The sequence below is a fragment of the Geomicrobium sp. JSM 1781026 genome, from assembly GCF_041949955.1.
Classification (GTDB): Bacteria; Bacillota; Bacilli; order Bacillales; family Marinococcaceae; genus Geomicrobium_A.
Window position 1 is genome coordinate 1 of record NZ_JBHFQF010000017.1, and the last position, 12,682, is coordinate 12,682.

The 12,682-nt window shown below is 41.3% G+C and carries 12 protein-coding genes and 1 tRNA gene; 9 read left to right on the forward strand and 4 right to left on the reverse strand.

The annotated features are described in order from the left end of the window. Window positions 1-217 (forward strand): transposase (locus tag ACE1TF_RS19545; protein WP_375019248.1); only part of this gene is annotated, 217 nt, incomplete at its 5' end. A gap of 1,565 nt (window positions 218-1,782) precedes the next feature. On the opposite strand, the gene ACE1TF_RS19550 is transcribed toward ACE1TF_RS19545, so the two are convergent. From ACE1TF_RS19550 to ACE1TF_RS19560, 3 genes are all read right to left on the reverse strand, one after another. Further along, window positions 1,783-2,040 (reverse strand): hypothetical protein, encoded by a 258-nt coding sequence (locus ACE1TF_RS19550; RefSeq protein WP_042404491.1) that lies wholly within the window; start codon window positions 2,038-2,040, stop codon window positions 1,783-1,785. 69 nt (window positions 2,041-2,109) lie between these two features. Next, window positions 2,110-2,194, reverse strand: a tRNA-Leu gene (locus tag ACE1TF_RS19555). A gap of 75 nt (window positions 2,195-2,269) precedes the next feature. Beyond that, window positions 2,270-2,515 (reverse strand): hypothetical protein, encoded by a 246-nt coding sequence (locus ACE1TF_RS19560; RefSeq protein ID WP_042404489.1) that lies wholly within the window; start codon window positions 2,513-2,515, stop codon window positions 2,270-2,272. 289 nt (window positions 2,516-2,804) lie between these two features. Here ACE1TF_RS19560 and queG point away from each other — a divergent pair, with 289 nt between their 5' ends. The 6 genes from queG (at window position 2,805) to ACE1TF_RS19590 (ending at window position 9,571) form a co-directional block, all read left to right on the forward strand. After that, complete coding sequence (gene queG, locus ACE1TF_RS19565) at window positions 2,805-3,923, forward strand: tRNA epoxyqueuosine(34) reductase QueG (protein WP_375019251.1); 1,119 nt, start codon at window positions 2,805-2,807, stop codon at window positions 3,921-3,923. Between the two features lie 117 nt (window positions 3,924-4,040). Beyond that, a complete protein-coding gene (locus ACE1TF_RS19570) occupies window positions 4,041-4,949 on the forward strand; it encodes an amidase domain-containing protein (RefSeq protein ID WP_375019253.1) in 909 nt (302 codons plus the stop codon). 54 nt (window positions 4,950-5,003) lie between these two features. Next, window positions 5,004-5,477 carry a tRNA (cytidine(34)-2'-O)-methyltransferase gene (locus tag ACE1TF_RS19575; protein ID WP_375019255.1) on the forward strand — a complete coding sequence of 158 codons (474 nt, stop codon included), beginning with the start codon at window positions 5,004-5,006 and terminating at the stop codon, window positions 5,475-5,477. 312 nt (window positions 5,478-5,789) lie between these two features. Next, entirely contained in the window at window positions 5,790-6,092 is a 303-nt protein-coding gene (locus ACE1TF_RS19580) for an antibiotic biosynthesis monooxygenase family protein (protein WP_375019257.1), read from the forward strand. A gap of 350 nt (window positions 6,093-6,442) precedes the next feature. Further along, window positions 6,443-6,568 (forward strand): hypothetical protein, encoded by a 126-nt coding sequence (locus tag ACE1TF_RS19585; protein ID WP_375019259.1) that lies wholly within the window; start codon window positions 6,443-6,445, stop codon window positions 6,566-6,568. Between the two features lie 1,122 nt (window positions 6,569-7,690). Then, window positions 7,691-9,571: a PrkA family serine protein kinase gene (locus tag ACE1TF_RS19590; protein ID WP_375019294.1), complete on the forward strand. Its 1,881-nt coding sequence runs from the start codon at window positions 7,691-7,693 to the stop codon at window positions 9,569-9,571. Window positions 9,572-9,610: 39 nt separating this feature from the next. Here ACE1TF_RS19590 and ACE1TF_RS19595 read toward each other — a convergent pair whose 3' ends face one another. Continuing rightward, a complete protein-coding gene (locus ACE1TF_RS19595) occupies window positions 9,611-10,531 on the reverse strand; it encodes an Ig-like domain-containing domain (RefSeq protein WP_042404183.1) in 921 nt (306 codons plus the stop codon). A 149-nt stretch (window positions 10,532-10,680) separates the two neighbouring features. Between ACE1TF_RS19595 and lepB the strand changes: the two genes are divergently transcribed. Then, the gene (gene lepB / locus ACE1TF_RS19600; RefSeq protein WP_042404185.1) at window positions 10,681-11,238 is read left to right on the forward strand and encodes a signal peptidase I; all 558 of its coding nucleotides are present in this window, start codon (window positions 10,681-10,683) and stop codon (window positions 11,236-11,238) included. Window positions 11,239-11,465: 227 nt separating this feature from the next. Next, the gene (gene yhbH, locus ACE1TF_RS19605; RefSeq protein ID WP_375019261.1) at window positions 11,466-12,635 is read left to right on the forward strand and encodes a sporulation protein YhbH; all 1,170 of its coding nucleotides are present in this window, start codon (window positions 11,466-11,468) and stop codon (window positions 12,633-12,635) included. Window positions 12,636-12,682: the final 47 nt, after the last annotated feature.

Genomic DNA, 12,682 nt, shown 5'->3' on the forward strand with positions numbered 1-12,682 from the left:
GAAAGAGATGAAAAAGGCCGTAAAAACGTTGAAGAATTGGCAACCAGAAATTCTCAACAGCTTTATTTTTGGTCACACGAATGGTCCGATTGAAGGGCTGAACAACCAGACGAAGGTCATTAAGCGCGATGCGTTTGGTTTTCGCCGCTATGACCGGCTGCGTTTGAAGGTGTTATTGCATCACCAATTAAAAGAGCATACAAGTCGAGTAGGATAAACAAAGGAGCAGAGGTGTGAGGCAGTCTCTCAAATTGTGCAAAATGAGAAGGGGTGTCATGGCGGAGACGCCTACGGCGGCCTGCGTAAGCAGGTTGGTTCGACATCATTATGATTCATAATGAATGTCGAACTTCCTTTTCCGTCAGCCGAAGATCCTCGCGCGAAGCGCGATAGCTGAGGCGACGCCCGTGGCAAGCGTAGCCATGACACCCCCTACACTTCTATAAAAACAACATTTAGGTTTTTCAACAGCCTCAGAGGCGTATTGTCTCTACCCCAACATTTGACTTAGAACCGGAAAAACAGCTGAGACTTCTTTGCACTCTATACTTTAATTTGCGAAAACAAGCCATAGCCAATGAGTTATCTATGTATGTAAATTATCGCATCATCACTAAGACTGGAATCTGTGATGGTGAGCTTTACTTAAATGATTGAAGACATTTCCCACTATAAAATGTACGAGACTTAGTTGCCCTGCGTGTGGGGGAGATGAAGAACAAAGTGTATGCTTACCGAGTACAGAAAATCCAACATTTAAACTTTTTGAGCGCAATTCGTTGCTATGATATGGGTAACGTAGGTATGTGTACGTTTGCGCGGCAAACGGACCCTGCAATCAAGTAAAGCATGGAGAACTACCGGAGTTACAGCATGGTGTACTTACAAGCATGGGACTGAGGCCTATTAACCTCGCCAACGACCTGGAATAAGCATATTGACCAGCTGGCACTGCGAATTTTGCTAGAGGTGAGTGCGATTGGTAAAAAAGACGACACAAAGGGCAAGTGTTTTCAGGTTCTAATTGTCAATGGACCGACCGGTGTGCCAGTGGATATCCTACTGGTTGAGAAATCAACGACCCTCATGCACGAATTTCAAGAGGTAGGAGGAATTTCAAGATAAACTTGAACCCGTTCTTAAAAAACTCTGTGAATTACGCCTTAGAACGTCAAATTACCATTGCCAATCGTTTTATTTCAGTCGCTATATTTAATGAGCAATAGATAAGGGTGCTATGCCGAGTACAAAAAGAGTTTCACGAGTATGATCGAAAGAAGTGTAAACAGATTCACCATGTCTTTCATAAGCGTAAGTATAGAGAAACCAGTACTTAAATCGGCACCTGGCGATATCATAGGAAGGTAATCAAGACGATCTGTGGAGCACTGTAAGAGCAAAACCGAGGGCGACTGTTCGCCGGTCTCCAAGCTTCTTATCACGATATGGAAACATCAGAAGCCAAAGATATGGCATAAGCCGTCCAAACGAAGAAATACTGGCTGCTAAGAATTATCGACAGCTTTATTTTAGGATACACGAATAGCCTCACTAAAGGGCTGAGCAACTAGATAAAGATTATTAAGCGATATGCGTTCGACTTTCACTTCTATGACTGGCTAAGTTTGAAGGTTTTATTACACGATTAATTGAAAGAACATGTAAATCAAGTAGAATGAACAAAACAGCAGAGGCGTTTAGCCTCAGCCCAAACATTAGTTTAGTACCATAAAAGAAAAAAGAGAGGAATAAGTATTAAACTTATTCCTCTCAAGTGCTGTTTTAACAAGAATGTCCGTTTGCTTTTTCGCGATCAACATCTACTTGAATCGCTTCTTCTATAAAAATACGGGAAGAAAGACCTTCGGATTGTTGTAAAAATATCGTACGTTGTTGCGAGATAAAGTTTGTGATCGAAGGATAGATGCCACCTTTTCCAATCATCGAAACATTGACTTGGCTGACGAGCTCGCCGGTGTTATACACTTGAACATATTTTTCACCGTAATCATTTGTATCGTACATAATAGTTAAGTTCATCTTCTTCTCACTTTCTATATAAAACAAAAACACCTCATCGTTAGTAAACGGGGTGTTTATCCTTGAAAATGGTGGCGATGGTGGGAGTCGAACCCACACTTCCGTAGAAACGCGATTTTGAGTCGCGCGCGTCTGCCAATTCCGCCACATCGCCGTATGTAATGTCGTTTCCGACAAATAATAATATATCATGTCCTAACCTGTTACGCAAGAGAAAAGTACAGATTCCTTAAGATGAGTGGGAATCTGTATTTTTCTTTGCTCTTCTTGCTTCCTCTTCCTCAATTTCCTTTAACTTCAACGCTCTTCGTTTTTTATAATCACGCAGACGCCAAAAGAAGTTCGTAATGACAATTAAAACGATTACGCCAAGGAAGTAAAAGCTAACCGGAGGAGTAATTGCACCGGTAATTAATAATACTAAGATGAGAACCATCACAACCATCGTGATGTTCTCGAAGGTTTTTAATGACATAGAGGGAGAAATCCTTTCTGTATATCTTTCCTGCATTTAAGAACAATACAACCAAAGAGGTGAAGATAGTGAATCTAATTATATTTGTTGGTGCCATTGCTCTTGGTGTAGCCGGTATTGCTTACGGTGTGGTGTCGATTTTCCAAGAGCTTGGCTATAAAAAAAGCTAGCTTCAGCGAACGGCGCACCTGAATTGAGCGCCGTTTTTGCATATGGTAAAATGACATCAACTGCAATGTGTGAAACGCGCAGTCAATATGATTTTACCATAAGTGAAAGTTGGACTCTAATGAATGAAGAGCTTAAAGAAGAAATTATAAATTTCAGTAAATCCATCGGCATCGATCGTATTGGATTTGCGAGCGCAGATCTATTTTTAACGCTTAAAGAAAGACTCAAAACGCAACAACAGCTCGGATATGACTCAGGTTTTGAAGAGCCTGATATTGATAAACGAACAAACCCAGAATTGTTACTTCCCTATGCAAAATCAATTATTAGCATTGCTTTATCTTATCCATCGAAGTTAAAAAATCCACCAAAGGGAGTCAAAGGAAATCGTAGGGGATTATTTTGCCGAGCTTCGTGGGGAGAGGACTATCATACGGTTTTAAACGATCGGTTAGAACGTTTGCAGGCGTTTATTAAAGAACGTGTGCCAGAGGCGAAAACGGCTTCTATGGTTGATACAGGTGCACTGTCTGATCGTGCTGTTGCAGAACGAGCTGGAATTGGGTGGACAGGCAAGAATTGTATGGTGATTACTCATGAATACGGAAGCTATGTATATCTCGGAGAGATGATTACGACGTTGGCTTTTGAACCAGATACACCGGTAGAAGATGGGTGTGGGACGTGTAACAAATGCGTGGATAGTTGTCCAACAGGAGCACTTATTCAAGGAGGACAATTGGATTCACAAAAGTGTATTGCTTTTTTAACCCAAAAGAAAGATATGATCCCAAAGAGGTATCGCAAAAAAATTGGCAATCGATTATATGGCTGTGATACATGCCAAGTTGTTTGCCCGATTAATAAAGGCAAAGGAGACCATTATCAACCTGAGTTTGAACCTGAACCAGAAAAAGTGAAGCCGGAGCTTTTGCCGTTGCTATCCATGTCGAATAGAGAATTCAAAGAAACTTATGGCATGATGGCAGGTTCATGGCGTGGCAAAAAACCAATCCAAAGAAACGCAGTGATTGCGCTTGGTCATTTTAAAGAAGAGGCAGCATCTCCTAAATTAAGGGATTTACTTCAAAACGATCCGCGACCTGTCATTCGTGGAACAGCCGCTTGGTCACTAGGGGAGATTAGTGGGAGTGAAAACTTAGAAGCGCTTCGGTTAGCTGCTCTGCATGAGGATGATGACGAAGTTCAAAAAGAGATAGAAGAAGCGTTGCAATAAGAGGCCTATCCATGAGGGACGGGCTTCTTTTTTTGATTGTAGCTCCTGCTTCTTTATTAAGGCACATGCACGCGGCGTAGAAGACATAAGTATAGGGGAAAAGAAGGGAGCGGTAAAATGGAAGCGTCCATCCGCGATAAACTCCAAGAACATGTCGAAAAGTTAAGCACTGCCGTTCTAAATCGAAAGCGCTCGCCATCCCTATCAATGGAGGATAAAGGTCGTTATAAACGTATGAATAAAGGATTTCGTGACCGACGTGAACAAGTAATCAAAACCACATCAACGTTAAAGCCTTATAGCATGTTGTCTTACGGGTCAAGCACGACAGTTGGGTACAAACTGTATCAATCACATCTAATTAAAGCGGGCGACACGTACCACCTTAGAGAAGAAGAGGAAAATCGTCAGTTGACAATCATAAAACAAAAAATTATAAACGATCAAAAAATAAAAAAAACAAACGAAACTACGATGGTTCGTCAACGAGTAGAGCGGTTGCCAAGAAGGAAATCCGAGTCTTTACGAAACAGAACGTACAATCGAATGCAGGCAGTTCAGTATGCGGAACGCTGGTGGAACGATTATAACCCGGATTACCCGGAGTTTACTGATAACTGTACGAATTTTATTTCCCAATGTTTGCAAGCCGGTGGGGCACCGATGCACGGACAACATCAGAAAGAAAAAGGTTGGTGGTTGGCAAGTGATCGATGGAGTTACAGTTGGGCAGTCGCTCACTCAATGCGGTGGTACTTAAGTGGCTCCACAACAGGTCTGACAGCGAGAGAAGCTGATCGTGCTCAAGACTTACGGCCCGGTGATGTAATTTGTTATGACTTCAATGGGGACGGGGAATGGAATCATACAGCGATTGTCGTAGCTTTTAATCATGAGCAGGAACCATTAGTGAATGCGCAAACAGCAAACAGTAGAAATCGTTATTGGAAGTATGAAGACTCGACAGCGTGGACACCAGATATTAAATATAAGTTCTTCAAGGTGAATGATCATATCTCCACGTAATGCGATATGGTATACTATTGTATCGATAACGCATGTATAGAGGAGAAGAAGCAGATGAGCCTTAACATTGTCCTACACGAACCCGAGATCCCAGCAAATACAGGCAATATTGCCCGCACATGTGCCGGGACGTCAACAGCCCTCCATTTAATTCATCCACTTGGCTTTTCAACCGAGGATCGAATGTTAAAACGGGCTGGTTGTGATTATTGGCCAAATGTAAACATCAATTACCACCAATCTTTAGAAGCTTTTTTAGCGGAGCGGGATATGTCAGATGTATTTTTTGTTGAAACGACGGGCAGTGATTGGTATACCAACTTTGATTATAGCGATACAAATAAGGATTATTATTTTGTTTTTGGAAAAGAAACGAAAGGACTTCCAGAATGGGTAGCTGAAACATACCCGAATCGCTGCATTCGCTTGCCACAAAATGAACTAATACGTTCATTGAACGTATCAAACGCTGCGGCAATCTTATTATATGAAGCGTTGCGGCAACAGTCTTTCCCTAAGTTAAATTAATAAAAACCCTCTACTTTTAAGAAAAAGTAGAGGGTTTGTCACGATTACGATTGATGTGGTTTTGAATTCTTTCCAGCTGTCATGATGGAAACTAAAAAAGCCGCACATACTGCTAACAATAGAAATAAACGCATGTTTGTTCCTCCCTTAACATCTCTTGCTGCAAAGCAACATCTACTCATCTGACGAAGTCGTCTTGGAGATTCATTCTTATCTTTTATTATAACCAATTATCGTTTGCATGTACATATTTGTCACAGATTCGGACATCCCCTATACTGAAACATAGGAAATGATGAAGGAGGAACAATGATGTATGTTGTGATGAATGAACTTCATGTAGAAAAAGACCAGCATGAAATGGTCAAAGGAAGATTTGAAAAAAGCAAAGATCGTATGAAAGACGTGGAAGGATGCGTAGAATTTCTTTTCTTAGAAAGTGAAAAAGAAGATGTAAGCTTTGTTGTTTTCACGAAGTGGGATTCAAAAGAATCTTATGAGAACTGGCTAAACAGCGACGCATTTCTCTCCGCACATAAAGGTCAACAATCGTCTGACAAGAAACCAACCACAAACAACAATCTTCGTTCTTTTGAAGTGGTCTTCCACACTTAAAAAGCTTTGCAAAATTTACTACACCCCAAAAGTTAGAGTCAAACTTTTGGGGTGTTCTCTTTTTATGAAGATGATGTCCCCCCATTCTCTCCTTGTTGACCTTCCTCTAGTTCAAAAGCCTATGAGATGTCGGGATGAGTCATGCCGAAAGCCGTTCGGTTTAACTTCGGCACCTCCGGTGGGAATTGTTGTTCGCTCTTGAGGTTTATAAGAATAAACCGGGTTGAAGTTCGGCGTAGAAAGGTTGCCCATGACGAGGTGAATTGCGGTGGTCCAAAGTGATTTAGATCACCAATCCCCTAAAAATCACCAAAAGCAAGCGCACGTCGTCACCGCTGGTGCAAAAAATCGTGAAAAACAATCTAGATCATCAGGAAAACGATCTATATAAGTTGAATTTCGGCAACGAAGTTGCCGATCGGTGTTCGTCACTGCAAGGGTTGCGGGCAACACGAAAAACGTTTGCCGAACGATAAAAAGTCGTAACCGAGGCTCACCACCTGGCGCAAGCTTGTGATGGCCGGTCACGTATGTGACAATCCGGCCCTCAAACCGGGCACTTTCGGCACGCAACTGTCACAAATCGCAACATTTGTGACAGTTGAGACCGTTTATGTGCGCATTCACGTTTAAAATCATGATTTTTCTTTCCAAAGTGTCACAAAAATGAATATATGGGGCATTTCGGATTCTTTCCACACCGTGACCAGTAGGCAGAAACGTGAACCGGGTTGCTCTTATGCTCTGGAGTATAAAGAAAACACGGTGGACGTCTTTTGACCACCGATGTTGCCCTTATAGTCTGGACTATAAAGAAAACACGGTGGACGTCTTTTGGCCACCGATGTTGCACTTGTACTCTGGAGTGCAAGCATCCGCCTGCAGTGGAAAGAAACAACAAACTGCGCAATTAGAAAAATGCTAAGTTTATTCTATATAGATCACCAATCTCCTAAAAATCCCTAAATGCCAGCTATCTAAAGGAATATGAGACCAAACTCCGACTACACCTTTGTAGAGAGCAGATGTAAATGCAAATGCAAGCTTCTTCATATACTTACATGTCGTGAGTTTTCTCAATAATTACCCGCTCAGCTGGATGTGGAAGCGAGCATTCCCGATGGATCGTCACTTCATGCCAAATACTGCAACATAAAGATGTCATGCTGGAGCTGCGTGTCCGCAGAAGGCCAATGAATGTCTTATTTTACTGGTGGCTTTAAAGATTTTTAAAATCGTTGCAAACGGGTATAGTAATTGCACACGAATGATTAAGAAAGGAGAGGACGATCAGTTGTTTAGAAGAATTTTTGCTTCAGTTATTACGTCTGCAGGAATATATGTCGTCAAGCGTGTGGTTGATCGATGGATTATAAAAAAACCATAATCAGAGATATCCCTTGGATTATGACTAGGTGGTTATCACAAACTGACTCCTTGCATAGAATACAAACACACATGAAGATAAGCGGAACCGCTGAATGAGTCGGTCACGCTTGTTTTTCATTCTGAGTCGTATTCGGGGAGTTTGTCTTGGTGTTGATGACGCATTTTAATGATCCGAAAAGGGAGGATATTCGGTGGATATACTATCAAGGATGAAAGATTACCGGGATGAGCATGAGAAATTGAAGTGGGAAGGTACATTTAAGGAATATTTGGAACTTCTGAAACAGAGACCGGAAGTGGCACAAACCGCACATTCAAGATTATATAACATGATTAAAAGTCACGGAATAGAAGAGAATGAGAATGGCGAAAAGAATTATGCATTCTTTAACGATGCGATCTATGGGTTGGAAGACTCCATTGAGAGACTAACCGAAGAATACTTTCATTCAGCAGCAAGACGGTTGGACGTACGCAAGCGTATTTTATTGTTAATGGGACCTGTGAGTGGTGGGAAGTCAACGATTGTTAATATGCTAAAAAGAGGGCTAGAACAGTACTCTTATACAGATGATGGAGCGGTTTATGCAATCAAAGGTTGTCCAATGCAGGAGGATCCTTTGCATCTCATTCCTCATCATTTGCGGGAAGACTTCAATGAAGAGTATGGCATTCGTGTAGAGGGAGCGCTTTCTCCATTAAATACGATGCGCTTGGAGGAAGAGTACGACGGACGGGTTGAAGATGTAATGGTCGAGCGTATTTTCTTCTCAGAAGATAAGCGAACCGGGATCGGGACATTTAGTCCTTCTGACCCGAAATCGCAAGATATTGCTGACTTGACTGGCAGCATTGACTTTTCTACAATCGCTGAGTATGGTTCTGAATCGGATCCGAGGGCTTATCGATTTGATGGTGAGTTAAATAAAGCGAACCGTGGATTGATGGAATTTCAAGAGATGTTAAAGTGTGATGAAAAATTTCTATGGCACCTCTTATCGCTCACACAAGAAGGGAATTTTAAAGCTGGACGGTTTGCGCTCATTAGTGCCGACGAATTAATTGTGGCTCACACAAATGAAGCGGAATACCGTACATTTATTAATAATAAGAAGAATGAAGCCCTTCATTCACGGATTATTGTCATGAATATCCCTTATAACTTAAAAGTATCCGAAGAAGAAAGAATATACGAGAAAATGATTAGTGAAAGTGACATGTCCCATGTACACATCGCGCCACACGCGCTGAGAACAGCGGCATACTTTACGGTGTTAACACGATTAAAGGATTCCAAACACCAAGGAATTGACCTCGTGAAAAAGATGAAGCTTTATGACGGTGAAGTTGTGGAAGGTTTTAAAGAGCAAGATGTGGTTGAACTAAAAAAAGAACATCAAGATGAGGGTATGGCAGGCATTGACCCACGGTATGTAATCAACCGGATTTCGTCAGCCATCATTCGCAAAAATACGCGCTCGATTAATGCGCTCGATGTGTTAAGAGCGTTGAAAGATGGCCTTGCTCAACATGCATCCATCTCGAAAGAGGACCGTGAGCGTTATCAAGATTTCATTTCGGTTGCCCGGAAAGAGTACGATGAGATTGCGAAGAAGGAAGTACAAAAAGCTTTCGTCTATTCGTACGAAGAATCGGCAAAAACAATGATGAACAACTATTTAGATAATGTGGAAGCTTTTTGCAACAATCAAAAGATTTATGATCCAATTACAGGTGACGAACTCAACGCGGATGAGAAATTAATGAGGTCGATTGAAGAACAAATCGGTATTTCAGAAAACGCGAAAAAAGCATTTCGGGAAGAGATTTTGATTCGTATTTCCGCCTATGCCCGCAAAGGATATAAATTTGACTACAATTCGCACGAAAGACTACGAGAAGCAATTCAAAAGAAATTGTTTGCAGACCTTAAAGATGTAGTGAAAATTACAACATCTGTGAGCACCCCAGATGAGTCGCAGCTGAAGAAAATCAACGAGGTGATTGCCAGACTTGTGGATGAACACGGCTACAACTCAACTTCAGCTAATGAGTTATTGAAGTATGTTGGGAGTTTATTAAATCGATAAAAAAAGTGCTAGCAGATATCTCTCTGCTGGCATCTTTTTTTACATTTGGGTCAGACCATACTGGTGAGGGTAAGGCAGAAATGGGTGCAATGGTAAAAACGATGAAGGAGTGGTTACTGGGGGTAACATCACTTCTTCTAGTTCGTCTTCATCGCTTTGCAATATAATATAGCTCCCGTCTTCACTTTCACTTAAGTGAATGGAGAACATATTGTCTCCTTCGCGATCGTCCTCAACAGAGCTGCGCTCTCCTTCAAATTGAAGGGCTTGTGTCTCTAACATGTTTGGAGGCAACCATTCATTCGCGGAATCGTCATCTTCTTGGACATAAAATGATTGTTTATATCCTTTCGTTAAGTGCTCCCCAGACGTGTTCTCGATTCCTGCATCAATGTATAGATGGTACAACTGTCCGTCCTTATAACTATCTGTTGGTGGTCGAATGTGCACTTCTGTTGGTGTATAAATAAATATGAAGTTTTGGACGAGCTCGTGTTCTTCATCTAATACATACAATAAATCATTACTAATGGCATCTTCTAGAAGCGGCTCTTCAAAGCTTAATTCAAAAGAATGATCTGGTTCAACGGTCACGGTCGGAAGGTGCTGGTAATAACGGTCATCTGATTCTTCAACGAGGTTAATGACAGAATACTCCTCTGGCACGGTTGTAAATGCTTGAGGATGGGATACAGTGTCAAGCACTCCTGCCTCATTGTCTTCTGGGAAGTCAAGTGTGTATAAAATGTACCATTGCTGATCTCTTTCAAAGCTGTCAACAATGGAAATACGATACCCAGTGTTTGAGTGCGGTCCCCAGCTTAAGGTGACTGCCTCACCGTCTCGATTTAATTCAATTGTTGCTGGTTTCTCAGAACCCATATCGTGTAATTGTGTGCTATCATGAAGAAATGGTGATGCGAAAAGTGATAATAGAAGCATCAATATGGAAAGGAACATTTGGTCACCTCGATGGTTATGCCTACTATATAGACGAAATTCCTTCTAGTAAAGTTACATACCTATACGTATTCTTTACAAAAATCTCGAAAAACGCAAGCAAATCATCAAAAAATGTGTAAAAAGTATGGTGAGTGGGAGGGGAAACGATGAATACTGGTCTTACAAAAGAGATATGGGATTGGGTAAAGACGTTCGTTATTGTCATTCTCATCGTTTTAATTGTACGCACGTTTTTCTTTGCCAATTATATGGTACATGGAGAATCGATGATGCCGACGATTGAAAGTGGAGAACGATTGATTATTAATAAAGTGGGTTACCACATTTCTGAGCCTGACCGATTTGACTTAATTGTATTTCATGCAGATGAAGAGAGTGATTACATTAAGCGAGTGATTGGTCTTCCGGGAGATCAAATAAGCTATCACAATGATACACTGTTTATTAACGACGAAGAAATTCCTGAAGATTACTTACATGAAGCCGTTGCCAGTGCCGAAGGTGGCCCTTTTACACGCGATTTTACGCTTAGTGATTTGAACCTTGGTGAAGAAGTCGTTCCCGATGATCAACTGTTCGTGCTCGGCGATAATCGACGAAATAGTTTAGACAGCCGGCAAATTGGTTTTGTTTCTTATGATGATATTGTAGGCAAAGCGAATATTCGATATTGGCCAGTGAGTGATTTTTCTATTATCCGTTAACGGTTTGTGCAAATGCGCGAGCCGTTTTTGTTCTATTCAGAAGAAAAGACGATTAAAATAGTAAAATCAAAATTCAAAATGACGATCTCTTGATTGAGTGACAATTCTTTCAATAAGCTGCATACGATGAGTGTAGTACGACGTGTCCGAAGCAGTGGAGACGTAACGACAAATTTACAAATCATCAGGTTTCTGAAGACCGATGGTTTTTCCGGGGGGTTTTACTCATGAGTGATAAAAACCAAACGCCACCTTTTGTTGTTTCCGAAGAAAACTGGTCTCTTCACCGAAAAGGGTATTTGGACCAACGCAGACATGAAGAGAAAGTTAAAGATGCCATCAATCAAAACTTACCGGACTTGATCACGGATGAAAGTATTGTGATGTCAAATGGTCGTGATGTTGTACATGTGCCGATTCGATCATTAGATGAATACAAAATTCGATACAATGATGACAAGAAAAAGCATGTGGGCCAAGGGGACGGAGATAGTCAAGTCGGAGATGTGGTTGCACGCGCACCGGGCAAAGAAAAGGGGAAGGGCCCTGGCAAAGGAAATAAGCCAGGTGACACAGCGGGTGAAGATTACTATGAAGCAGAAATTTCCATAGCAGAACTTGAAGAAGCCTTGTTTCAACATTTGGAACTACCAAATTTACAAAAGAAAGAGGAGGACCAACTTGTTGTAGAAGACATTGAATTTAATGATGTAAGAAAAAAAGGTTTGCTCGGCAACATCGATAAACGTCGAACCATTCTTACAGCGCTTAAACGCAATGCTATGGAAGGTAGGCCAGGGATTAATCCGATCTATCGTGATGATTTACGTTTTAAGACGTGGAATGAAGAAGAGAAGCGAGAGTCCAAAGCCATTATCATTGCCATGTTGGACACATCAGGCTCAATGGGAAAGTGGGAAAAATATATGGCGAGAAGTTTTTTCTTTTGGATGACTCGGTTCCTTCGTACGAAGTATGAAAGTGTGGAAATTGAATTTATCGCGCATCATACCGAAGCGAAGGTCGTGGATGAAGAACATTTCTTCACGAAAGGGGAAAGTGGAGGGACAATTTGTTCATCTGCTTATGAACTAGCGTTAAAACGCATCGAAGATCATTATGATCCGAGAAGATACAATATTTATCCGTTTCACTTTTCTGATGGTGACAACTTGACCTCTGATAATAAACGGTGTTTGCACTTAATTGATCAGATCATGGAGAAAGCAAGTATGTTTGGATACGGTGAGGTCAATGCCTACAGTCGCCATAGTACACTGATGAACGTATACCAAAGCATTGATGACCCTCGGTTTCGCCATTTTATTCTTAAAGAGAAGCAACACGTATTTCAAGCTTTGCAATGGTTCTTTAGTAATCAGGAAGCTAAAGTATAGCGACAAGTCCAGTTTAACGTGCACGCCATACCTTGACTAGGAACTGA